Source organism: Candidatus Trichorickettsia mobilis (assembly GCF_034366785.1).
Taxonomy (GTDB): Bacteria; Pseudomonadota; Alphaproteobacteria; order Rickettsiales; family Rickettsiaceae; genus Trichorickettsia; species Trichorickettsia mobilis_A.
In genome coordinates this window covers 1,178,916-1,202,840 of the sequence record NZ_CP112932.1, presented here as the reverse complement: position 1 = coordinate 1,202,840, position 23,925 = coordinate 1,178,916, and the positions used below count along the sequence as shown (strand labels likewise).

General features: G+C 34.9%; 21 protein-coding genes, 1 tRNA gene and 1 pseudogene. 14 read left to right on the top strand and 9 right to left on the bottom strand.

The features are described from left to right. Positions 1-6 precede the first annotated feature (6 nt). Positions 7-798 (top strand): cell division protein FtsQ/DivIB, encoded by a 792-nt coding sequence (locus Trichorick_RS05520; protein ID WP_323738012.1) that lies wholly within the window; start codon positions 7-9, stop codon positions 796-798. 495 nt (positions 799-1,293) lie between these two features. On the opposite strand, the gene Trichorick_RS05515 is transcribed toward Trichorick_RS05520, so the two are convergent. The 4 genes from Trichorick_RS05515 to greA form a co-directional block, all read right to left on the bottom strand. Continuing rightward, entirely contained in the window at positions 1,294-1,818 is a 525-nt protein-coding gene (locus tag Trichorick_RS05515; protein WP_323738011.1) for a hypothetical protein, read from the bottom strand. Between the two features lie 48 nt (positions 1,819-1,866). After that, on the bottom strand, positions 1,867-2,739 hold the full coding sequence (rpoH, locus tag Trichorick_RS05510) for an RNA polymerase sigma factor RpoH (RefSeq protein ID WP_323738010.1): 873 nt from the start codon (positions 2,737-2,739) through the stop codon (positions 1,867-1,869). Between the two features lie 98 nt (positions 2,740-2,837). Next, positions 2,838-3,212 carry a hypothetical protein gene (locus Trichorick_RS05505; protein ID WP_323738009.1) on the bottom strand — a complete coding sequence of 125 codons (375 nt, stop codon included), beginning with the start codon at positions 3,210-3,212 and terminating at the stop codon, positions 2,838-2,840. A gap of 132 nt (positions 3,213-3,344) precedes the next feature. Then, on the bottom strand, positions 3,345-3,833 hold the full coding sequence (gene greA / locus Trichorick_RS05500) for a transcription elongation factor GreA (RefSeq protein ID WP_323738884.1): 489 nt from the start codon (positions 3,831-3,833) through the stop codon (positions 3,345-3,347). Positions 3,834-4,028: 195 nt separating this feature from the next. On the opposite strand from greA, the gene Trichorick_RS05495 reads away from it, so the two are divergent. The 13 genes from Trichorick_RS05495 (at position 4,029) to Trichorick_RS05435 (ending at position 17,240) form a co-directional block, all read left to right on the top strand. Next, positions 4,029-4,643, top strand: coding sequence for an SEC59/DGK1/VTE5 family protein (locus tag Trichorick_RS05495; protein ID WP_323738883.1), 615 nt, complete (start codon positions 4,029-4,031; stop codon positions 4,641-4,643). A 4-nt stretch (positions 4,644-4,647) separates the two neighbouring features. After that, entirely contained in the window at positions 4,648-6,462 is a 1,815-nt protein-coding gene (gene dnaG / locus Trichorick_RS05490) for a DNA primase (RefSeq protein WP_323738008.1), read from the top strand. 37 nt (positions 6,463-6,499) lie between these two features. Further along, the gene (gene rpoD, locus Trichorick_RS05485) at positions 6,500-8,383 is read left to right on the top strand and encodes an RNA polymerase sigma factor RpoD (protein ID WP_323738007.1); all 1,884 of its coding nucleotides are present in this window, start codon (positions 6,500-6,502) and stop codon (positions 8,381-8,383) included. Positions 8,384-8,387: 4 nt separating this feature from the next. Beyond that, complete coding sequence (def, locus tag Trichorick_RS05480; RefSeq protein ID WP_323738006.1) at positions 8,388-9,011, top strand: peptide deformylase; 624 nt, start codon at positions 8,388-8,390, stop codon at positions 9,009-9,011. Next, complete coding sequence (locus tag Trichorick_RS05475; RefSeq protein WP_323738005.1) at positions 9,011-9,826, top strand: uracil-DNA glycosylase family protein; 816 nt, start codon at positions 9,011-9,013, stop codon at positions 9,824-9,826. The genes def and Trichorick_RS05475 overlap by 1 nt, the downstream gene beginning before the upstream one ends. Positions 9,827-9,915: 89 nt before the next feature. Continuing rightward, a complete protein-coding gene (locus tag Trichorick_RS05470) occupies positions 9,916-11,220 on the top strand; it encodes a citrate synthase (protein ID WP_323738004.1) in 1,305 nt (434 codons plus the stop codon). 284 nt (positions 11,221-11,504) lie between these two features. Continuing rightward, positions 11,505-12,542, top strand: coding sequence for a tRNA preQ1(34) S-adenosylmethionine ribosyltransferase-isomerase QueA (gene queA, locus Trichorick_RS05465; protein WP_323738003.1), 1,038 nt, complete (start codon positions 11,505-11,507; stop codon positions 12,540-12,542). 235 nt (positions 12,543-12,777) lie between these two features. After that, positions 12,778-13,104 (top strand): HI0074 family nucleotidyltransferase substrate-binding subunit, encoded by a 327-nt coding sequence (locus Trichorick_RS05460; RefSeq protein ID WP_410250239.1) that lies wholly within the window; start codon positions 12,778-12,780, stop codon positions 13,102-13,104. After that, a complete protein-coding gene (locus tag Trichorick_RS05455; protein WP_323738001.1) occupies positions 13,091-13,384 on the top strand; it encodes a nucleotidyltransferase domain-containing protein in 294 nt (97 codons plus the stop codon). The genes Trichorick_RS05460 and Trichorick_RS05455 overlap by 14 nt, the downstream gene beginning before the upstream one ends. A gap of 1 nt (position 13,385) precedes the next feature. Further along, on the top strand, positions 13,386-14,477 hold the full coding sequence (gene tgt / locus Trichorick_RS05450; protein WP_323738000.1) for a tRNA guanosine(34) transglycosylase Tgt: 1,092 nt from the start codon (positions 13,386-13,388) through the stop codon (positions 14,475-14,477). Between the two features lie 384 nt (positions 14,478-14,861). Continuing rightward, complete coding sequence (locus Trichorick_RS05445; protein ID WP_323737999.1) at positions 14,862-15,173, top strand: transposase; 312 nt, start codon at positions 14,862-14,864, stop codon at positions 15,171-15,173. Positions 15,174-15,293: 120 nt separating this feature from the next. Beyond that, a complete protein-coding gene (locus tag Trichorick_RS05440; RefSeq protein ID WP_410250238.1) occupies positions 15,294-15,620 on the top strand; it encodes a transposase in 327 nt (108 codons plus the stop codon). Positions 15,621-15,812: 192 nt separating this feature from the next. Continuing rightward, positions 15,813-17,240 carry a cryptochrome/photolyase family protein gene (locus tag Trichorick_RS05435; protein WP_323737998.1) on the top strand — a complete coding sequence of 476 codons (1,428 nt, stop codon included), beginning with the start codon at positions 15,813-15,815 and terminating at the stop codon, positions 17,238-17,240. 73 nt (positions 17,241-17,313) lie between these two features. Here the strand turns inward: Trichorick_RS05435 and Trichorick_RS05430 are convergent. From Trichorick_RS05430 to Trichorick_RS05410, 5 genes and pseudogenes are all read right to left on the bottom strand, one after another. Further along, positions 17,314-17,596 (bottom strand): annotated as a pseudogene (locus Trichorick_RS05430) (DDE-type integrase/transposase/recombinase); the annotation flags it as partial. A 235-nt stretch (positions 17,597-17,831) separates the two neighbouring features. Continuing rightward, positions 17,832-18,911 (bottom strand): peptide chain release factor 1, encoded by a 1,080-nt coding sequence (gene prfA / locus Trichorick_RS05425; protein WP_323737997.1) that lies wholly within the window; start codon positions 18,909-18,911, stop codon positions 17,832-17,834. Then, a complete protein-coding gene (gene ppdK, locus Trichorick_RS05420) occupies positions 18,908-21,613 on the bottom strand; it encodes a pyruvate, phosphate dikinase (RefSeq protein WP_323737996.1) in 2,706 nt (901 codons plus the stop codon). Before ppdK ends, prfA begins: the two co-directional genes overlap by 4 nt. A 612-nt stretch (positions 21,614-22,225) precedes the next feature. Continuing rightward, a complete protein-coding gene (gene tig / locus Trichorick_RS05415; RefSeq protein ID WP_323737995.1) occupies positions 22,226-23,557 on the bottom strand; it encodes a trigger factor in 1,332 nt (443 codons plus the stop codon). 107 nt (positions 23,558-23,664) lie between these two features. Then, positions 23,665-23,749, bottom strand: a tRNA-Leu gene (locus Trichorick_RS05410). Positions 23,750-23,925 lie beyond the last annotated feature (176 nt).

The window sequence follows — 23,925 nt, the reverse complement described above, 5'->3', positions numbered from 1 at the left end:
TTAAGAATGAAGCAATTTACTAAAAAAAATAGGAAAAAACAAAATATTCCTCTACGTCGTAAAATAGCCATTATTTATACGAGACTAACAATAATTATCAGAATACTAATTGGCATCTTCTTTTATCTAATTTTTTTCACTGGATATCTACCTTACTTACGACATCAAATTGCTGATAATATTTACGAATTCACTGCTGATTTAGGATTTACTCTAGAAAATGTTTCAATAGAAGGACAACATAATACTTCCGAAACTGATATTTTATCAGCACTTAATGCTGATAAAGGAACACCTATAGCGTCAATTAATTTAAAAAAAGTGCAAGATAATTTAGAACATAATCGGTGGATTAAAACAGTAATGATAGAACGTAGATTACCATCTACTATTTATATAGCTATACTTGAACGAACACCTATTGCTATTTGGCAAAATAACAAACAATTATTTTTGATCGATGATGAAGGATTTGCAATTACTGACCAGCATATAGATAATTTTAATAATTTATTACATGTAGTTGGTGTTGATGCCAATATTTATACTAATAAATTACTAGAAGATATCGCACAACATCCTGAACTTTCAACAAAAATCGTAGCAGCTGTACGTTATGGTGAGCGTAGATGGAATCTTAACTTACAACAAGACATTACAGTAAAGATGCCCGAAACTAACTTTGATCAAGCTTTTAATTATTTGGCAGAATTATATAAAGCACAAAAACTCTTTGATCAAAATTATAAAATCATTGATCTACGTGATCACATCAAATACTATATTGAAAAACACTAGATGAGGCTCTCTCACTCGCTTCTAATGCTAACTGCTGCGTCGCACTTAGACTCAGCAGTTCACGTATAGCTTAAATCGATAAGAAAGTATACTATCTATTAAACTTTAAGATTTAGAGCACCAAACTTCAGTATGCTATTATGTCAAACAAAGGTCATTGTTGTACAAGAACACGACTAGGTGTTAGTAAGTATTTGAAGATTCGCTACCTTTTGATTTAGCTTCAACAAAAGAGCTAGGCTATTTTGAAATAGCCATAAGAGTAGTGGGTTTGTAAGAAAAGTCTAAGAGGCTGTCTTGAAAGTCTATATAAGAGGTAATTTTGTTGTCAAAACTCGTCTCCGTTCCGCAACAAACAAAGGGTACGCTGCGGTACTCGACTTCGTTTTTCCTAAAAATTCCTCTCTTATATAGACTGATCTGACAGCCTCTAATGCGTGGGCTAACAGCTTTGCTGCACAAGATTACTGCTACCAGCCAAAGAATTTGCTGCAACTAACCAGCTTTATCCAAAAAATCTTTGAACGCCTTAGATGTATGCATTCTATTAAAAGTTCCTAATACTGTTATATGTTTTCCAGTTAATTCTACTTCAACCTTTCTAGCTGAAGCCAAAAGTCGCAACTGATCTGCAGTTAAATTAAACATCGCTTCCTCAATATGACCTTTATTTTCTATATTATAAGCTATTATTTTAGGTGGTTTTACTGGTTGTAACGTTATTATATTAGAATTATCAAGTAAAAATCTTATAGCTGACTTAGTTCCATTAAATATTATTTCATGATCTGGACTATTCCAACGTACACACAATAAATACTCACTAGATGGAGCTTTATGTTTTAATAAAAAATAGAAAGAAGCATTCTTATTGTCATGAAAACCTAAATATATAGGCTCTGAGGTTGAATAGCCACTAGTTAAACTTTTATTGTAAATAGTAGTGGTTTCTATAGCACATCCAGATAGACATAATAATATCACACTTATCAATGCTTGCCTGTACTTATCTATTGACATGTAAATTCACCGTACTATTGAAATCATAAAAGCTAATATAGTGTTAAACTAACAAGTAACTTGATTTAAAACAAAGCTTTGTATTTTCTCAAAAGCTTTATTTTCGATTTGTCTGACTCGCTCTTTTGAGATCTTGTATTTTATACTTAAATCATCAAGAGTTGTTGGAGAATCTTGTAACTTACGCTCAGTTAATATCTGCAGCTCACGATCATTCAAAATAGCCATAGCTTGTGTTAATACCTTACGCTTACGTCGCAATTCTTGTTGATTAATTAAAGATACTTCCTGTGTAGGCCTAGTTTCTGGTAGAAATTCCAGTAATTCAGTTGTAGAATCTTCACTACTTATATAACTATTTAAAGAAATATCTGCACCAGCTAAACGAGTGTTCATTTCTGCTACTTCACTAGTACTCACCCCTAACTCTCGTGCAATTTGCGGAAAATCCTGTTCGGTTACCATACGTGAATACATATTGGTAATTTTGTTTTTAATTTTGTTTAAGGAAAAAAACAGTTTTTTCTGCGCAGCAGTAGTGCCAATTTTAACTAATGACCATGATTTTAAAATATATTCCTGGATAGACGCCTTAATCCACCACATAGCATAAGTTGATAATCTAAAACCTAAATCCGGGTTATATTTTTTTATGGCCTGCATTAAACCAAGATTACCTTCGGAAACAAGCTCAGTGATTGGCAAACCATAGTTTCGGTAATTAATTGCAATTTTAGCTACTAATTTCAAATGACTAGTTACTAATTTTTGCGCAGCTTTAAGGTCATGCTCTTCTAAGTAAGCTTTTGCTAGCAAGAATTCTTCCTCCATCGTCAAAGACGGTATATTATTGATCTCTTGTAGATATTTATAAAAACCAGTATCATTGGATATTAATGATACATTTTTCTTGTTCACCATTTTTTAAACCTCATTCATACTGCATCATACTGCATTTATAATTATGTTATAAATAATTATTATACAGCAATTTTTCAAGGCTTGAATGCAGATTAAAACTAACTATTATCATTGCTTGGAGCTGAAGCACCTATAATCTCAGAATCATCAGTAGTAGTGCAAGTCCGGAGATCATCAGAATTAAACCGAGCATTTTTCCCCATCAACAGGGATAGTGATATAGACACATCTATAATAACATCACCTTGTTCTAGTGCAGGTAGTAGTGGCGCTGAAGCTGATGTCGATGAATATCTCACTGTTGCCTCTTGCTCGCTTGAATCTACCTTCGATCGACTAATCTCCTGATTATAACTTTCCCATTCACGCTCTTCTTTCCAGTGACTCTTACGTCCGTCACAATTGCAACATACTCCAATACTGTCAAGAAACCATCCCCAGAAAGATAATTCCTGCTTCTGCCCATATTTCATAATAGCTTACCTAATAAATTAGCTTAATAATAAATAAATATTATCAAATTAATTATTAGTTATATTTTAGCTATTTTCAAGATATATCCAGCTATATCTTTTTTATTTTAGCATCTCATTACACTTTAATCACTAAATCTCTAGATCGCGGTATTGCACCGCTACTACTTCATATGATTTAGCACCTTTAGGAGTTGTAACTTCAACTATATCCCCAACTGCCTTACCAATAAGCGCTCTCGCTATAGGTGAAGCGATGGAAATCATTTTTTTGGTGATATCCGCTTCATATTCACCAACAATATGATATAATACTTCCTCTTCGGTTTCATCATCTATCAATTGTATGGTAGCTCCAAATTTGATGGTGTCACCTGAAAGCTTGGTAATATCAATAATCTCTGCTCTAGCCATCTTATCTTCAAGATCTATAATACGCCCCTCAACAAAACTTTGCTTTTCACGAGCAGCGTGATATTCCGCATTTTCAGATAAATCACCGAATTCTCGTGCAATAGCTATTTCTGCAATAATTTTATGGCGCTCAATATGCTTAAGATATTTGATTTCTTGCTCTAATTTTTCAAAACCTTTTTTGGTAATTGGAAACTTTACCATAATAATTTCTTGTTTACGTTAAGCATTAAAGTATACTGTATAGCAAGGCAATTTGTCAAATTTACAATTATGCTCTGTAAACATTTCTATGTAATGGTCGATTTTTCGTTATTTTCACTCATTACAAAGCAATAATACCAAGTCTAGACTTGAATAAAAGTCTACAAAACTTATATTTATCTTTTTATTTTACTTATGATGATTACACCAAATTTCCACTTTGAATCACAACGTAAAATATTTCACAGCTATAGTATAATATTTCCGTTTATTTATTTATTTATGCCAAAAATATATATGGTAATATTTTTATTTATACTTTTAGTGCCAACAATATATATTGATTTTAATAGACATCATAATTTAGATATCCGAAATTTTGTTGATAGGTTTTTTGGTAAATTTATCAGAGCCAGTGAAGCTCACGGCACTTTCAAATTAAGCGGGGCCAGTTTCATGATTGCTGGATTCTTTATTACCGCCTTACTATTTGCCAAACCATTAGCGATTACTTCGTGGCTAATCTTAATAATCTCTGATTCATTGGCAGCGCTGGTTGGAACCAAGATCGGTACCATAAATGAAACTGGTAAATCGAAAGAAGGATCAATAGCTTTCTTGAGTTCAGCTATACTAATTAGTATAGTATGCTATGTGTTTATTGGCTATGATACTAATTTTTTTATAATAATAATTAGCTGTATCTGCACTACTTTAAGCGAATATTATGCGAAAAAAATTAATATTAATGATAATTTATTAATTCCTTTAGTATATTCTTTATCTACTAGCATCTTGCTTTTTATCATATAATTATATGAACATCCCAATAGAATTTTACGATCTACTACGAAACCGGATTAATTTATCGGATATCGTCAGTACAGTTGTATCTTTACAAAAAAGATCAGGTGAATATATGGGACTTTGTCCTTTTCATACAGAAAAATCACCATCATTTACGATTAATAATGCCAAAAGATTTTATCATTGCTTTGGTTGCAATGCTCACGGAGATGTAATTAAATTTGTCAGTAACGTTAGTGGCTTATCATATAAAGAGGCTGCTATCAAGCTTGCCAAGGATTACGGCATCGACTTACCAAAATTAAATCCAGAGCAAGCAAAATTATATGAAGAATCAGAACAAATAATGGATATACTCGAACTAGCAACCAATTTTTTTAAAACAAATCTTAATAATGAGGTGATAAATTACCTGACAACGCGCAAGATAACTACAACCGCAATTCAACAGTTTAATTTAGGATTTGCGCCCACCGGTCGTGAACTACAAAAATTTTTTGCTAGTAAATCAATTCCACTAATGATGCTCGAGAGTGCTGGATTAATAGTCAAAAAAGATAATGGTAATATTTATGATGTTTTCCGTAATCGTATTATTTTTCCAATCAAGAATATTTATAATAGAGTAATTGGTTTTGGCGGACGAGTTATTGATGATAGCATGCCTAAATACTTAAACTCTCCTGAAACTATTGTTTTTAAGAAAAGTGAGGTGCTTTACGGAGAAAATACCGCATTACCAATAGCTAACAAAAAAAATTATGTAATTCTAGTCGAAGGGTATCTCGATGTGATTGCCTTAAACATGGCCGGATTTCAAGAGGTAGTTGCAACACTAGGCACCGCTGTTACCACAACACATATTCATAAATTATGGCACATGAGTGATGAGATAGTAGTCTGTCTGGATGGAGATAATGCTGGTCGCCAAGCAACACTAAGATTGATCAACATGATTTTACCTTCTATAACTACCGACAAAAGAATATCTTTTATCCAATTGCCCGAAGGTAATGATCCTGATAATATTATTGCTCGTCATCATGGTAATTTATTTTTTCAAGAACTTCTTGATACTAGACGCAGTTTATCAGAAATGATATGGGATATAGAATATGGCGGTCAAAATTTTACTACCGCTGAAGCCCGAGCCGGTTTAGAAGCAAAACTCGAACATTACTCACAACAAATCAAAGATCGTAGTTTAAGCAGTAATTATCACAGGTTTTTCAAAGATCAGTTATGGTCCAATTTAATTAAGCGTCAAAAAAATCCGCTTAAAGACTTAAGTAAAACTAAAAACCAACAACAGAATTTATCATTATTAAACCAAGGTCATGACTACTCAGAAACAGAAATATTAGAACATGCACTTTGTGCAATACTACTAAGATTTCCAGCTATCTTGCAGCATGAAACCTCTAGAAATTCTTTGCTACATTTAGAATTTAGCATTCTAAAATTAAAAGATTTTGTAGAATGGTTACTTACAACATCGTCTGTCACCACTAGTCTACTACAGGAAAATATCGAGCAAATTGTAAAAAATACTGGATTCCATGACACTTATCTTTTACTATCAAAGCCAAATGGTATTTTTTCAAGTTTGCTAGAATTCGAAGACAAAACTAAAGAAGTAAATTATCTACTATTATGGGAATTATTGTGTAAAAAATACCAATTATTATTACTAAAAACAGAATATATTTCCGTATTACAAAGTGGTTCCGATGATGCTTTAAAAAAAGCATCATTATACCAAACAGAAATTTTACGAACTTCTCAAGAACTCCAACAACTAAATTCTTCCTTTTCTAATCGTTAGAAAATTATTTGTATACAAGATGTAAAGGCCATAAAACATGACTGAAGCAAAAACACCAGATAAAAAAAATAAAAACCTGGCTAATTACGATGAGTTAAATAAACCTATTGCAAATACTAGTTTATCAATAGATGACCTAGAAAAAGCTATTTCAAAATTCTCTGATGCTGGTATTGATATTATTGAGGATGATGATGACGATATCAAGCTTGATATTAATATTGATGAAGAGTTAAGATTTTCTAGCAGCGATCCTATCGAACAAGAGTTAGAAGAAGAGCAAGAAGAAGAAGTTTTAGGCGTTACTGATGATCCGGTACGCTTATATTTGAGAGATATGGGTGGGGTTGAGTTATTATCTCGTGAAAACGAAGTAGAAATAGCTAAAAAAATTGAAGAAGGCAAAGAAATTATGATTAAATCTCTTTGTGAAAGCCCAGTCTCGATGAGATTCTTCATTAAATGGTATGAGGATTTAGTTAATGAAAAATTAATGCTAAGAGATTTAATCGATCTGGAAGCAAATGCAGCCCATGAGACTGATAGTGAGCTAAAGGCAAGCAGTTCAGTACTTGACATTGAATCCGAAGAAGCAGAAGAAACAGAAGAATTGGAAGAAGATGGCAATAATTTATCAATTGCTGCCTTGGAACTGCAATTATTACCGGTTATCACAGACCGCATGGAGAGAATAGCCCATCTTGCAGAAGAACTATTACTTGATGGTAAAAAATATTATGCCAACACCAATCAAAAGAAACCGCTCCATGGCAATAAAAAATATGCCAAAAATCTGGAGTTGATTATTCACGAAATTTCTGAAATGCGTTTTCATGTTAAACGTACCGATGAAATTTTAAATGAAATGTATAGCGTCAATAGAGAATTAATTAGCCAAGAGTCTGCGCTGTTGAAACTTGCAGAAAAATATGGCATTAGTCGTCAAAGTTTCTTGAATGAATATAAAGGCTCCTCTATTGATGAACTGCTCAAACAAAAAATGCAAAATAACAAAGATAAGTTATGGGCAGAATTTATACTTAAAGAAACAGTAATAATTGAAAATATGATTACTGTTTTAACAGATATGGCACAAAAAATTGGCTTGCCTATTACTGAATTCAAACATCTAGTAAATGCGATTCAGAAAGGAGAAAGGCAAGCAGAGAGAGCTAAAAAAGAAATGGTTGAGGCTAATTTACGTTTAGTGATTTCAATTGCCAAAAAATATGCCAATCGCGGTTTACAGTTTTTAGACTTGATCCAGGAAGGTAACATTGGCTTAATGAAAGCTGTAGATAAATTTGAATATCGTCGTGGATATAAATTCTCTACCTATGCTACTTGGTGGATCAGGCAGGCGATCACCAGATCCATAGCTGACCAGGCAAGAACAATTCGTATTCCTGTTCATATGATTGAAACCATTAATAAAATTATTCGCACCTCAAGACAAATGTTAAATGAACTTGGGCATGAACCTACACCACCAGAAATTGCCGCCCGTCTTTCAATTCCTGTAGAAAAAGTACGTAAAGTAATGAAGATCGCCAAAGAGCCGGTAAGCTTAGAAAATCCGGTTGGCGACGAAGATGGCAGTTATCTTGGTGATTTTATTGAAGATAAAAACGCAGTACTGCCTATTGATGCAGCAATTCAGTCAAATTTGCGTGAAATTACTACCAGGATATTATCAAGTTTGACCCCAAGAGAAGAACGTGTCCTGAGAATGCGTTTTGGCATCGGCATGAATAGCGACCATACACTAGAAGAGGTTGGTCAGCAGTTTAATGTTACCAGAGAACGTATCAGACAAATTGAAGCTAAAGCTCTACGTAAATTAAGGCATCCAACCAGATCTAAAAAATTGCGTAGTTTTTTAAGTAGCAATAACAAACAACAACATAATATTTCAGAATAAATTTATGACTACGACTGAAAATAATTTAAATCTATCTTATTTACCTGAATATGTAGTAGCAGACCCAAAATTAAATATCGCTCCAACCGTGCTTAGAACAGTTGCTGAACAAGTTTCATTTCCTTTGTCTCAAAGTGACCTTGAGCGCTTAGCTATGTTGATACAAAAATTTGATCAAGAGCAGCACTGCGTTGGTCTTGCTGCTCCACAAATTGGTATTGCTAAACGAATTATCATATTTGCAGTACCTGATGATCCAGAACTAAAATTACGTCGTCCGGATCTAACAGACACTATGCCTAAAACTGTATGGATTAATCCTGAGTACACTCCACTAGGTGATGAGATGCATGAAGATTATGAAGGATGTTTCTCAGTACCAAATATTATTGGATTAGTAAAACGCTATAAGTCTATTTCATATTCTGCTTATGATATCAATGGTTCCACTATAGCTGGTACAGCAAACGGATTCTTAGCACGAGTGATGCAACATGAAATTGATCATTTAAATGGTAAATTATTTACAGACTATCTACCGTCATTAGATAGTGCATTAACCGTAGAAGAATATCGCGCTCTTCGTGCTTATAATAAAAATAATTCTGATCATGATTTAAATAATTAATGTCTAGCAAGAAAACTGAAGCGCTTAAACAAAAAATACAACATCTACATTGGCTAAAGTCTATTGGCATTGATTATTATTGTTCTGAAACCGCTATTATTTATGACCATTCCAGTACAAAAAAACTTGATAACGATCACAATAATGTTGTTCTTGAATCTTTACCGCAACATGCAGAAACAACAGAAAACAACTGCAAAAGTGCAGAACAAGCTGCACGACATATAGCTAATTCAGTAACCACTCTAGAAGAATTAAAGCAATCAGTACTTAATTTTGAAGGTTGTACATTAAAAGGTTTTGCGACTAATACCGTATTTGCTGATGGTAATCCAAACTCTCAAATAATGTTTATCGGTGAAGCTCCTGGTGCTACTGAAGATCAGAAAGGCATACCGTTTTGTGGAGAAAGCGGTAAATTACTTGATAATATGTTGGCTTGCATTGGAATTTTTAGAACCACTAACGCTTATATTACTAACACTATCTTCTGGCGTCCACCAGCAAATCGTGAACCAACACCAGAAGAAATCAGTATCTGCAAGCCTTTTGTTGAGAAACATATAGCACTAATCAACCCTAAACTGATAGTATTAGTGGGTAGTACGGCTGCTACCAGCTTGCTTGGTAAACATGCCGGAATTAGCAAAATCAGGCAAGAATATTACTCATATACTAATCAATATTTACAAAAACCAATTGCTACTACCGCTATTTTTCATCCAGCTTATTTACTTAGACAACCAATGCAGAAAAAAACTACTTGGTATGATTTAATTAAGATACAACAGTTCATTACAGAAAATATCAAATAATGTTATTTCTTTTGCATATATATACTAAACACGGTTAGAATTTAAGCTTGTGAAGAGATCTACTCTTAAGTTAATGCAAGGAGCACACCATGGCAGATATAAAAGTACCAGAATCAGCAGAATTAAAGATAGGTGATAAAATTATACAATTACCGATAAAACAAGCAACCATTGGCCAACATGTGATCGATGTAAGTCAATTATATGCTAAAACCGGTTACTTTACATACGATCCAGGTTTTATGTCAACTGCATCCTGTGATTCTACGATAACCTATATTGATGGGGATCTTGGAATATTAAGACATAGAGGTTATGAAATTAAGGATCTTGCTGAGAATAGTAATTTTTTAGAAGTATCTTATTTACTATTAAATGGCGAGTTACCAAACCAGTCGCAATATAAAAATTTTTCCAACCAGCTATTACATCATTCATTAGTTAACGAACAATTACGTAATTTATTTAGAGCATTTCGTTACTCAGCTCATCCGATGGCAATAACTCTTGCTGCAGTTGGTTCATTATCTGCCTTCTATCATGACGTGCTTGATGTTGACGATAAAGAAGAACGTGAGAAGGGAGCAATCAGAATGATTGCAAAAATGCCAACTATTGCTGCAATGGCATACAAATATTCTATTGGTCAACCATTTATCTATCCAAATAACAATATGACTTTTGCAGAAAATTTTCTGCATATGATGTTTGCAACTCCTTGTGAAGAATATAAAGTAAATCCAGTTTTAAGCAAAGCGCTAGAAAAAATATTTATTTTACACGCGGATCATGAACAAAACGCTTCAACCTCTACTGTTCGTCTGGCTGGCTCATCAGAGGCCAATCCTTTTGCATGCATTAGCGCAGGGATAGCTTCATTATGGGGACCAGCGCATGGTGGTGCTAATGAAGCAGTAATTAATATGTTGCTAGAGATTCGTTCTCCTGAGCGAATTCCTGAGTTTATTAAACGAGCAAAAGATAAGAATGATTCATTTAGGTTGATGGGCTTTGGCCATCGTGTATATAAAAATTATGACCCAAGAGCAGCAGTATTGAGAGAAACCTGCCGTGAGGTGCTCGAAGAACTTGGGCAGTTACAAAATAATCCATTACTACAAATAGCAATTGAATTAGAAAAAATCGCACTTAATGACGAATATTTCATTGAGCGCAAATTATATCCAAATGTTGACTTTTACTCAGGTATTATTTATCAAGCGATGAATATTCCTACTCAAATGTTTACTGTATTATTTGCAGTAGCACGTACTGCCGGCTGGATGGCCCAGTGGAAAGAGATGCAGGAAGATCCAAATCAACGTATTAGCAGACCAAGACAATTATATACTGGTCACGTAAAGAGAGAATATGTACCATTAACACAACGTTAACAATCTCGCCTTGTTTGAGAAATGCTGTCGATAAAGCAATATGCTTATAAAACTGAGAGTGAGTACAATGCATGTGCGTCAAAGAACCCGTCATTGCGAGACCACGTTAGTGGTCGTGGCAATCCAGAAAAACATGCCGTTTATTTTCTGGATTGCTTCGCTTTCGGCTCGCAATGATGGTGTGAGTGGCTTGACGATATGAATACGTAAGCAAAATAGTTTGTATTGTCTTTCCTTAACTTGATGTATATAGTTTATTGAATTCTTCACTTCTTATATTCCAAATGAAATTATCAGATTTTGATTTCTACCTACCACCAAACCTAATAGCACAATACCCTTTGATCCAGCGTGATCATTCACAACTTTTAGTCATCCCTCCTGACAATAGAGATTTTATTAAAACTGAATTTTATAATTTAATAAATTATTTACTGCCAGGGGATGTAATAGTATTTAACAACAGTAAGGTTATTAAAGCTAAATTAATTTTATTCAAACAGGACAAGAAAATTCTATGCAACCTTAATAAACCTATTTCTGACGATTGTTGGTATGGTTTTGCAAGACCAGCACGCAAACTGTGTGAGGGAGATGAATTTAAGTTTGATGATCACAAGGTTGTTATCAGCAAAAAACTGGCAATGGGTGAAGTTGAAATACAATTTATCCTAAATAACATCTCGGTTTTTGAGTTTCTAGAGCAGTATGGACATCTACCATTACCGCAGTACATCAAAAGAGATACTGTTGATATTAGTGATGAACATAGATATCAAACTATATATCATCATGTTCCAGGATCAGTAGCAGCGCCTACTGCGGGGTTGCATTTTACCGATGAACTGCTGGCTCAAATTAAAGACAAATCCATAGAAACTGCTTTCGTAACCCTGCATGTGGGAGCTGGAACCTTCTTACCAGTTAAAACCGAAAACATCCTTGAACATAAGATGCATGCCGAATATTATCATATTGATCCTATAACTGCTCAAATAATAAATAATGCAAAAGCGGAAAAAAGACGTATTGTTGCTGTAGGTACTACTACTGTACGTACTTTAGAAAGTAGTACAATCAATGGTATAGTTAACCATGGTTATGGTGAAACAAATATATTTATTACCCCTGGATTTCAGTTTCAAATCGTAGATCTGCTAATTAGCAATTTTCATTTGCCGAAATCTACTTTATTAATGTTAGTATCAGCCTTTGCCGGTTATGATAAAATACGTGCAAGCTATCAATATGCGATTAATGAAAAAATGCGCTTTTTTAGCTATGGCGATGCAAGTTTATTATATTTAAATAAATTTTATTAAGAGGCTGTCAGATCAGTCTATATAAGAGAGGAATTTTTAGGAAAAACGAAGTCGAGTACCGCAGCGTACCCTTTGTTTGTTGCGGAACGGAGACGAGTTTTGACAACAAAATTACCTCTTATATAGACTGATCTGACAGCCTCTAATAGATAAAATATGACTTATTTAGTTAATGGGTATTGATATCGAGAATTTCCTTAGCGCTCGAAAGGTATTTGAAGATTTTAGAAAAAATATGATTACAGATCGTGACAAAGCAGGCGCAATTCAAGCTTTTGAATTTTGTTATGAGCTGGCCTGGAAAATCATGAAGCGTATATTAGAAACTCCTGATAAAAATCTCTATTACAAAAAAGCAATATTTCGTGAAGCGGCAGTTGCTGGTTTAATTTCTGACCCAAGAATTTGGTTTAAGTTTATCGATATAAGAAATATTACTGCACATACTTATAATAAAGATAATGTAGAGGCAGTAATTGCAGTTTTTGATGATTTTTCTAAAGCTTTAGCGGAACTAGCACTTAATTTGGAAGCTTTAGGAAGCAAAAATGATCTATCTTGACCCAGAAGATTTAATGATCTTGAAACCTATTTTACAAAAATATCCTTATACATTTTATGCTTATGGCTCTAGAGTCAAAGGTACTCACAGAAAATTTTCTGATCTGGATTTATGCATCATCGAACATGTAGATGATAGATCACTAATATTTGAGCTCGAAGAAGAGCTAGAAGAATCTAATTTATCGATAAAAGTTGATGTAAAACGATATTGGTATGATATGAACGATGATTTTCGCTCATTAATTCAAAAAGACCTAGTTCTAGTAGAAATAAAATAATATGAAACAACCTAAATTTACTTTTCAACTATTAAATCAACATAAAAAAGCAAGATTAGGGTTAATTAATACCGCCCACGGAGAGATTCGTACTCCAGCCTTTATGCCAGTTGGTACTAGAGGTACGGTAAAAGCAATGTTACCCGAATCTGTAAAAAGCACTGGCGCAGATATTATTCTTGGTAATACCTATCACCTGATGTTAAGGCCTGGGGCAGAACGTATAGCCAAGCTTGGTGGTTTACATAAATTTATGAATTGGCCACATCCTATTCTAACGGACTCTGGTGGTTTTCAAGTAATGTCTTTATCAAATTTGCGTAAAATCTCGGAAGAGGGAGTAACATTTAATTCACATATTGACGGTAGTAAACATCTACTAAGCCCAGAACGAGCTACTGAGATTCAACATTTATTGGATAGCACCATCAGCATGGCTTTTGATGAATGTACCCCCTACCCGGTTAGCTTTGACCAAGCGCAATCATCGATGGAACTAACTTCAAGATGGGCTGAACGCTCCCGCAATGCATTTATAGCCAAACCGGGATATGCACAGTTCGGGATTGTACAAGGTAGTGTTTACCAGGATTTACGGAAAAAATCAGCAAGTGTCTTACAACAACTAGATTTTGAAGGATACGCTATTGGTGGGCTTGCGGTAGGAGAAGGTCAAGAAATAATGTTTAAGGTACTAAATTATACTCCAGATCTACTACCAATTAACAAACCACGATATTTAATGGGAGTTGGAAAACCTGCAGATATCATTGGAGCGGTCGTTCGAGGTATTGATATGTTCGATTGTGTTATTCCAACTCGTTCAGGTCGTAATGGCCAAGCATTTATCAAAAGCGGCACTCTCAACATACGTAATAGTATACATGCAGAAGATGATACTCCCCTGGAGCATGATTGCTTATGCCCAACTTGCCAAAATTATACAAGAGCTTACTTACATCATTTAGTCAAAGTAAATGAAATATTGGGGGCGATGTTGATGACCTGGCATAACTTGTTTTATTTCCAAGATTTAATGAGCAGAATTAGGGATTATATTAAAGCCGGAAAAGATTTTGATTTTATTAGTTAATGGTGCGATAGTAGTTCACGCATTTTTAGTAACGTCATTGTGAACCAAAGGCGAAACAATCAAGGGAAAATAAGCTGTGAGTTTTTGATTTTGCTGTTTTTTAGCACACCTAATCACAAAACCATTCTTAATACGAGCTTTCAACTGGATTGCTTTGACAACACCCTCAAACAAAACGAATCTTATTGGCGTGTTGCATGAATCAACAAGTATGAAAATATTTTATAAGCCGGTAATATAAGATTTTTATTAATATCTCTTAAAAATAATAAATGCGTTCCTCCAAAAAAGAACCCTTTAGTAAATCTCGAAAACATTCAAAATTCAAAGTGAATAAGAGGACGCATAGACTATAGATCGCCAAGGGTCTAAGTAGGAATTGGTATGTCGAGAGTAGCGGTAATAAAAAACGTGGCGGGCAGACAATATATAGCGATAAAGCCTATTCTTGTATGTCAACAAATTAGATATTTATTTAATTTAAAACTAAGACAGTGCCAAGGGTTTATTAATTGGCTATTAGAGATATTAAGATTATCGATCACTTGCTCTGACTATACGACTTTAAGCAGACGCAGTAAGAAGTTAAATACCGAGTCTTTGATTGGCAATGGAAACAAAGAGTTTGATTATGTATCTATTGATAGTACGGGGATTCAAGTTTATACAGGTAATGAGTGTTTAGAGAAAACATGAGAACCAATATACACGTAGGATATGGAAGAAGCTGCATATTGTCGTAGGAGATAACGGCCAAATAATTGCCGATTCTACTCTGATCACGATAAAGACGATAGATCTCAAGTTGAAGCATTATTGGAAAACGTCAAAACAAAAGAAGTTTTAGCCGATCCTGGATATGATGGTGAAAATATATATCAAATGCTGCGAGCAAAAAGCGTGAAACCGTCAATTGGACCGCTAAATCGCCTAGTTGCTAAAAAAACAGAAACCGAGCGTCAGCAAGGTGTTGCGTATCAACAAACTAAAGGCTATCATGCTTGTAGGAATAAGAACAAATATGGAAGAAGAGAGTTAGCAGAAAATACTTTCTTCAGATTTAAGAATTCTTTTAGCAGTAAATTTTTGTCAAGAGATGGCAATAACATGAAAAATGAGATGACCTTAAATGCCAACTCTTGAACAAAATGTTTGAGATTGACAAACCAATTTTTATACTTGTTGCTTAAATCAAAATTTGGGGGGAAGAGGTACTATTTCAAAAATCCTATTCATGCAACAACGCCAAAATGATTGAGGTGCTTCTCAATTTAACAAAAGAGGAGACAGGTAAATTATTTGTTTGGGATGAGAAAGAAATAGGATTTTAAACTTATGCAAAAAGTAATACACTGGTTTCGTCAAGATTTACGCTTAAATGACAGTCCTGCATTATTTGATGCAGCTAGCTGTGGCAAAATTTTACCGGTTTATATTTTAGATGATGTAAATTCAGGTGAATATTTTATGGGATCTGCAAGTCGTTGGTGGTTATATCACTCTCTTGTTTCTCTTAATGCCTCGCTACAAGGAAATCTTAGAGTATACAGGGGAAACCCGGCGAATATCTTATTAGAAATTGCAAAAAATGCTTCTATAAGTAGTGTATATTGGAATAGATGTTATGAACCTTGGCAAATCAAACGTGATAAAGATATAAAAAAATTACTTGAAGAGCATAACATCTTAGTCAAGAGTTATAATGGCTCTCTCTTGTGGGAACCTTGGGAAGTTCTAAAACAAGATGGTAAGCCTTATAAGGTCTTTACTCCTTATTATAGAAGAGGTTGTCTAGGAGGAAAACCACCCCGAGAACCTGTTCCAAATCCGACAACACTATTCTTAGATGACGGTAATAATTTAACTGATATAAATGATTTAAAATTACTTTCTAAAATACCTTGGCATGATAAATTAACGAAATCTTGGAACATAGGAGAAGAATCTGCTCATCAAAGACTTGATTCATTTCTTAATGAAGGCCTAAATGGTTATAAAGAAGGTCGTAACTTTCCTTATAAATTAAATGTTTCGAGGTTATCCCCCTATCTGCATTTTGGCGAGATATCACCTAATTATGTATGGTATAGACTCCAATTAAGTAATGGTTTGGGATATAGTAATGATATTGATCATTTTTGTAGTGAATTAGGGTGGAGAGAGTTCTCTTATTATTTACTATATTATTTCCCTGGTCTTCCTAAACAAAATTTAAACAATAAATTTGATGCTTTTCCTTGGTCTCAAGACTTGAATTTATTAAAATACTGGCAGAGAGGTCAGACAGGTATTCCTATTGTTGATGCTGGCATGAGAGAACTTTGGCAAACTGGTTATATTCATAATCGTGTTAGAATGATAGTTGGTTCTTTTCTGGTTAAAAACTTACTATTGCATTGGAATCACGGAGAAAGGTGGTTTTGGGATTGCTTACTTGATGCTGATCTTGCTAATAATAGTGCAAGTTGGCAGTGGATAGCAGGGTGTGGAGCAGATGCAGCTCCATATTTTCGTATTTTTAATCCAGTAACACAGGGACAAAAGTTTGATCCTATTGGTCAATATACAAGGAAATTTGTTCCGGAGCTAAAAAGAATGCCAGATAAGTATCTTTTTAACCCATGGGAAGCGCAGAAAAATATATTACATAATGCTGGTATCAGACTAGGTAAAGACTATCCTTATCCAATTATTGATCTAAAGCAATCGCGTAACAGTGCTCTCGAAGCCTTTGCCTCACTAAAATCGAGAGAATATGACTAATTTACGTTTGGTACTTGCGGAGGCGCTGTTGTAAATATTTAGGAGTTAGGAATTATAGTAGTTATTTGGAGTTTTAATAACCCAATAGATTATCAGTGATAAGAATTTCTCCTTGAATTCCTTTGCTATATTTCCAGAGATCAAACCTGCCTTTTTTTAAAATACGCATTATCTCAAATCCTTTTATGGTAGCATATTATGGTAGCATAAGCCGTTTTCATTGACTTGAATCCTAAAGTAGGTTTGATCAGTCTTTTCAGTTTACCATGGTCAGATTCGATAATATTGTTTATATATTTTACTTGCCTATGCTCTAGATCCATATGGCATCTTCCTTCTGCTTTTAACTCGGTAATTACCACTTGTAGGACGCTTAGATTAGCAACAACATTGCTGTGGCTGCGAGCTATTTTGATTTGCAAATTCTTGAAGCTAACCAGGGCTTATGCTATGTGAGTGTTGATTAACAGTTCCTAGAAAAAGGGTTCTTTCACTCTATGCTTTCTAGATCACCACGAAGCCTAACGGTTCCTAGTGATGATGCATTATGTGTAGCATACTAACGTTTCGTGAATCCCAATACTCACGATGCTATAACACTATACTAGCCTCTGCCAGTTTTCTAGCCTCATCGTCAGCGATTAAGGCTTCAATAAATTCATCTAATTTACCTTCTCTTACCACTTCTTCCATTTTATACAATGTTAGATTAATGCGATGGTCAGACACTCGTCCTTGCGGAAAATTATAAGTACGGATTCGTTCAGAACGGTCTCCAGAGCCTACTTGGCCTTTTCTTGATAAAGATCTTTCCATTTCTTTCTGGTGCCGTTCTGCTTCATATACTCTAGAGCGTAAAATCTTTAAAGCCTTGGCTTTATTTTTATGTTGTGATTTTTCATCTTGTAAAGCAACCACAATGCCTGTTGGTAGGTGAGTAATTCGTACCGCTGAATCAGTAGTATTTACATGTTGCCCACCAGCGCCAGAAGCTCTATAGGTATCTATTTTTAGGTCTTTATCTTCAAGCTTAATATCGATTTCTTCTGCTTCTGGCAACACGGCAACTGTTGCTGCAGAAGTATGAATTCTACCACTAGATTCGGTTTCAGGAATACGTTGGACTCGGTGTACTCCTGATTCAAATTTTAATTTGGCAAATACATTATTGCCGTTAATAGCAGCAGTTGCTTCCTTATAGCCACCAATTCCAGTATCAGAAATAGAGAGTATCTCAAACTTCCATCCTTTTAATTCTGCATATTTTTGATACATATTAAATAACTGTGCAGCAAATAGTGCCGCTTCTTCACCGCCACTACCGGCTCGTACTTCAAGAATTGCACTTTTACTATCTGCTTCATCTTTTGGCAGTAAGGCAATTTTTACCTGATGCTCCAGATTCGGAATAAGCTCTTCAAGAGTACGTAATTCTTCCTCGATCATACTTTGTGTTGCCGAATCCAAATTAGTACCTCTTGCTAATTCCTGAGTGTCTTTTAAATCAGCCAATGCTTTATGATATTGATTTATGGTAAAGACTATATTATCTAGTTCAGCATATTCTTTTGAAGCTTTGATAAATTCATCACCAGTAATGCCGCTAGCAAGTTTTTCCGTTAGTTCCTGATGCTTTTGTAGAATTTTATCCAGATTGTCTATAAAACTCATGATATTCCTAAATTATTATTCCTGGATGATCCTAATATTTTTGCTTGCGCTGCGGCCACTATGGCAATCGGGATGCGGTAAGGAGAGCAGGAAATATAATCCAGTCCTAATTTATGGAAAAATCTTATTGATTGTGGATTACCAGCATGCTCTCCGCACACTCCTAGCTTCAGCTTGGGATTACGCAACCTACCGCGCTCTACAGCAATATTAATTAATTCTCCTACTCCAGCCTCATCTAATTGAATAAATGGGTCATGTGGAAAAATTTGTTGAGCTAAATAATCAGGTAGAAAGGAAGCAACGTCATCTCTGGAAATACCATAAGTAGTTTGAGTTAAATCATTAGTGCCAAAACTAAAATATTCCACTTCCTCAGCTATTATTCCAGCTTGCAAAGCTGCTCTTGGTAACTCGATCATCGTGCCGATAGTGAAATGTATGGTAGCAGTTTCTGTAGACTCATTCATGCGATTTAAAATAGGTGCTGATATTTGAGGAAAATCATCAACAACTTCCTGGATATGTAATTTTAGTGTTTTTAGCTCATTAACATTGCTAATTAACGGAATCATCAGCTCAAGCATTACCGGTATTGGCGTTGATTCTTCTTGTAAAGCTTGAATCGCACCTAAAATGGCTCTTACTTGCATTTGATAAATCTCAGGATAGGAAATACCTAGTCTGCATCCTCGATGTCCTAGCATTGGATTGACCTCATGCAAAGCATGTAGCCTTTGCTGGATAATAGCTAAAGGGAGATCTAGACTTTTTGCTAAAGCTATTTTATCAATTTCTTGCGTTGGTAAAAATTCATGCAACGGTGGATCAAGTAACCTGATGTTTACAGGTAAGCCATTCATAATTCGAAATAGTTCTTTAAAATCTTCAATTTGTAACGGCAATAATCTTGCTATTGCTGATTTCCGCCGTGTGACATCAGGCGCTACAATTATTTCTCTTATTAATGGAATTTTATCGGCATCAAAAAACATATGTTCGGTACGACATAAGCCGATACCTTGTGCACCAAATTTTAAAGCCATTTTAGCATCTAGTGTTGTTTCTGCATTAGCTCTAACTTTTAAGTCACGAATCTCATCAGCCCAACCAAGTATAGTGATAAATTCATCGGAAAATACTGGATGAACTAATGGAACTCTACCTAAAAATACTTTTCCAGTAGTGCCGTCAATAGTGATTTCGTCACCTTGTTTAATAATTATATCACCAATTTTAAAAGTTTTATTGGTTTCATCAATGGTGCTACCGCTGATGCCACATATACAAGGCTTACCAAGACCTCTGGTGACTACTGCGGCATGTGAAGTCATTCCACCGCGAGCAGTAGCTATCCCTGTAGAGACATGTATTCCTTTTATATCTTCCGGGCTGGTATCATTACGTACTAGAATTACTTTATGGTGTGTAGCCATCAACTCAGCTTCTTGGGTAGAAAATACCACAATACCAGTTGCTGCTCCTGGAGAGGCCGGTAGACCTTGAGCTATTACTTCCAATGGCTTACTATAATCAACTCTACTATGTAGCAATTGATTTAATGATTCCGGTTCAATACGCATTAGCGCATCAGTTTTTGAGATTAATTTTTCTTGTACCATATCTACTGCTATTTTAATAGCAGCACTGGTAGTTCTTTTAGCACTACGCGTTTGTAATAAATATAATTTGCCATTCTCTACTGTAAATTCTATATCTTGTGGATCACGATAATGGAGTTCAAGCTGCCTGCAAAGATCTTGCAGTTCTTGGAACGCAGAAGGCAAGAGTGTTTGCATTGAATTATGATTATCCATAATCGGCATTGGAGTTTTAGTCCCGGCGACTATGTCTTCCCCTTGAGCATTTATTAAAAATTCACCAAAAAGCTTTTTCTCACCTGTAGATGGACAACGAGTAAACACTACTCCAGTAGCAGAATGATTGCCAGTATTGCCAAATACCATAGATTGGATATTAACTGCTGTTCCTAGTCTTTCTGGAATATTATGTAGTGTTCTATAAGTAATAGCGCGATCATTCTTCCAGGATCTTAATACCGCTTCAATTGCTGATTGTAGTTGTAGATAAGGATCGGTGGGAAATTCCTGACCAGAATATTTGATAATAATTTTCTTAAAATCATCTATAGTTTTTTCTAAAGATTCGATACTAACTATGTCATTGGTTTGTTGTAAACTTGTTTGCGTTTTATTAAGTTCAAAACTATCTTCAAATAAGTAATAGGGAATCTTTAATACAATTGATCCATACATTTCTAAAAAACGGCGATAACAGTCAAACGCAAAATGCTTGTTTTGAGTTTGATTGATTATAGCATTGCAAACCTCATCATTCATCCCAAGATTTAAGATAGAATCCATCATTCCTGGCATTGAAACTACTGCTCCCGAGCGAACAGATAATAATAATGGGTTTATAGTTCCACCAAAAAGTTTTCCGGTATCTTTTTCTAGGCGCTGTAAACTATGTTGCAATTGATTATGAAAACTTAATGGTAATATATCATGATGTTCATAATAATAATTACAAACTTCGGTAGTGATAGTGAAACCTGGAGGTACTGGCATTTTTAATTTGGACATAGCTGCGAGTCCTGCACCCTTACCACCAAGTTGATGTTGCATGTCATCGCTACCTTCAGCAACTCCAGTAGCAAAATAATATATCCATTTATTCATTAGACCTCTAACTTATCTCGGTTGTCATGATTTTACAATTATTTCATGGGGTGATTACTAAATAATCATATAGTTCACGGTTTATGGTTTTTAGAAAAAGTCATCTGAGCTGAGATTTTATTAAAAATCGAAGCAATCCGAGAGTGTTCAATGAACCATACGCGTCAAGTTAAGGAAATGAAGCAATATAAACCCGTCTGAGCTGAGGAGTTTTAGCCGCCTCCGTCATTGCGAGGGCTAAAGCCCGAAGCAATCCAGTAAAATGAGTAACTATAACTGGATTGCTTCGACCATAAACGGTCTCAAGCAAGACGGTTTGTATCGTCTTTTTTCTTAACTTGACGCGTATGGTTCAATGAACTGTGTCAACTTGACCCAAAATGCAGCATGTATAGCGTCGGTCAGTGAGCTTGGGACGATAAAATTTCGCGTGATTCACCTGTGCTCACGTATTATAAAGCTTGCGCAAGGCCTCACACTAAAATTTATCATCCCAAGCTCACTGACTCTAGCTATATCATTGACATCTGCGATCTTTTTTGCAGTGTTTTATCTGAAAAATTTCTCAAATTTCTATGTTATGTAAAATGTCTATTGAATGTTCTTTAGAATTTAAGCGATATCATTATCATTTTCTTGATCTAAAAGACTTTCTAGTTCCTCTAAAAAATATGCTTTTTCGATCATTGAAAGTTCGTGTTCAAATATGTGCTGGACTGCTTTTTCTTCCAAGATAGGGCCATGCAACGCTTCAACAGCCTGCCTATTCTTTTGATAATATTCCATCACTTCTTTTGCTTGGTTAGGGAATTGTCTTATTTGCTGTAAAATAGCTTTCCTAATGTCATCTTGATTAATTTTTAAATCCTTGATGCGCGCATACTCAGCTAGTAATAAACCAATACGGACACGACGTAGTGCTAATTTTTGATAATATTCTTCAAGTTTAGCATCTTCAGTGTCAGTAATAGCATCTTCAGTAGTATTATAAGCCGATTTTGTTTTTAAAAATTGATATTCTCTATCTACAAGAGATGCTGGGGCAGCAAAATTCAGAATATGTTCCAGTTTATTGAACAAACGCATTTTTAGTATAGTATGTATTTGTTCTTTCATCCTTGCTTTAAGGTCGTCCGCAATTTTATCACGTAATTTTTCTACAGTATCACAGCTGAATTTTTTGGCAAAATCTTCATTAATTTCAGGAGTAGCAGCAGTATGGATAGCCATGACTTTTACATCAAACATAGCAGGCTTTGCTGCTAATCCTGCTGAATGATAATCTTCTGGAAATGTTACGTTTACCGCAACTTGATCTCCGGCTTTACTACCAATTAATTGATCCTCAAATCCACTAATAAAAGCTTTGCTGCCAAGAACTAGTTTATGATTTTCAAGTTTACCACCATCAAATGCCACACCATCAATATATCCAACTGCTGAGATAGTAACTTGGTCACCAATAGCAGCTGGTTTGTCGGTTTCTTGTGCATATACCTTAGCAGATTGCACTAATTCACTAAGTTGTTGATCGATATCTTGATCTTTGACCTCTAAAGTAGGTCTTTCAATTGATATTTCTTTAAAGTTTGGTAATGCGATTTCAGGCATTAACTCGAATTTTACTGTAAATTCAAGATTTTTGTCTTCTTCAGTGATACTATCGATAATAGTGGGATCAATAGCAAGATTGAGCTTATCTTTTTCAATAAGGTCATGAATAGTCTGGTTAATTTTGTGACGAATAATATCACTTCTAACAGAAGCACCATATTTCTGCTTAATAATATTTAGAGGAATTTTCCCAGCACGAAACCCTGGCATTTTTGCTTTTTTAGCTAAATCAGCAAATTCTTTATTGATCTCATCAGTAATCGTTGTTGATGGAATAACAACTCTAATATGAAAGTCTAGACCATCTTTTTTTAACTCTGTAACTTGCATCAAAAATTACCTACTAACTAAATGAAGTTAAATTTCGTCTATCCAACTCAAGAAGTCAAATGACATGAGGTATTTGGAAAGAAGAATATTTTTAAATCTATATTGTTTGGTGCGGGTGGAGGGACTTGAACCCCCACGCTTTGCAGCGTTAGAACCTAAATCTAGTGCGTCTACCAGTTTCGCCACACCCGCATATAATACGCTTGGTAAAAATCATCTGTTGATTGTATGTCATTCTTGAAGATTTACACACTCCTCACGTATTAAGACGAAAGTGTTCGCTGAATTCTATCAATTATATAAGCAAGATCCGCCATTGCTTCGGTTACATCTCTCAATGACCACTTGACACAGTTCAGTGAACACTC

What these genes read in the sequence shown, in the direction of transcription:
- Trichorick_RS05520 (WP_323738012.1), top strand. Translation starts at nt 7, where the DNA reads ATGAAGCAATTTACTAAAAAAAATAGGAAAAAACAAAATATTCCTCTA.
- Trichorick_RS05515 (WP_323738011.1), bottom strand. Translation starts at nt 1,818, where the DNA reads ATGTCAATAGATAAGTACAGGCAAGCATTGATAAGTGTGATATTATTA.
- rpoH (WP_323738010.1), bottom strand. Translation starts at nt 2,739, where the DNA reads ATGGTGAACAAGAAAAATGTATCATTAATATCCAATGATACTGGTTTT.
- Trichorick_RS05505 (WP_323738009.1), bottom strand. Translation starts at nt 3,212, where the DNA reads ATGAAATATGGGCAGAAGCAGGAATTATCTTTCTGGGGATGGTTTCTT.
- Trichorick_RS05495 (WP_323738883.1), top strand. Translation starts at nt 4,029, where the DNA reads ATGATTACACCAAATTTCCACTTTGAATCACAACGTAAAATATTTCAC.
- dnaG (WP_323738008.1), top strand. Translation starts at nt 4,648, where the DNA reads ATGAACATCCCAATAGAATTTTACGATCTACTACGAAACCGGATTAAT.
- rpoD (WP_323738007.1), top strand. Translation starts at nt 6,500, where the DNA reads ATGACTGAAGCAAAAACACCAGATAAAAAAAATAAAAACCTGGCTAAT.
- def (WP_323738006.1), top strand. Translation starts at nt 8,388, where the DNA reads ATGACTACGACTGAAAATAATTTAAATCTATCTTATTTACCTGAATAT.
- Trichorick_RS05475 (WP_323738005.1), top strand. Translation starts at nt 9,011, where the DNA reads ATGTCTAGCAAGAAAACTGAAGCGCTTAAACAAAAAATACAACATCTA.
- Trichorick_RS05470 (WP_323738004.1), top strand. Translation starts at nt 9,916, where the DNA reads ATGGCAGATATAAAAGTACCAGAATCAGCAGAATTAAAGATAGGTGAT.
- queA (WP_323738003.1), top strand. Translation starts at nt 11,505, where the DNA reads ATGAAATTATCAGATTTTGATTTCTACCTACCACCAAACCTAATAGCA.
- Trichorick_RS05460 (WP_410250239.1), top strand. Translation starts at nt 12,778, where the DNA reads ATGATTACAGATCGTGACAAAGCAGGCGCAATTCAAGCTTTTGAATTT.
- Trichorick_RS05455 (WP_323738001.1), top strand. Translation starts at nt 13,091, where the DNA reads ATGATCTATCTTGACCCAGAAGATTTAATGATCTTGAAACCTATTTTA.
- tgt (WP_323738000.1), top strand. Translation starts at nt 13,386, where the DNA reads ATGAAACAACCTAAATTTACTTTTCAACTATTAAATCAACATAAAAAA.
- Trichorick_RS05445 (WP_323737999.1), top strand. Translation starts at nt 14,862, where the DNA reads ATGTCGAGAGTAGCGGTAATAAAAAACGTGGCGGGCAGACAATATATA.
- Trichorick_RS05435 (WP_323737998.1), top strand. Translation starts at nt 15,813, where the DNA reads ATGCAAAAAGTAATACACTGGTTTCGTCAAGATTTACGCTTAAATGAC.
- prfA (WP_323737997.1), bottom strand. Translation starts at nt 18,911, where the DNA reads ATGAGTTTTATAGACAATCTGGATAAAATTCTACAAAAGCATCAGGAA.
- ppdK (WP_323737996.1), bottom strand. Translation starts at nt 21,613, where the DNA reads ATGAATAAATGGATATATTATTTTGCTACTGGAGTTGCTGAAGGTAGC.
- tig (WP_323737995.1), bottom strand. Translation starts at nt 23,557, where the DNA reads ATGCAAGTTACAGAGTTAAAAAAAGATGGTCTAGACTTTCATATTAGA.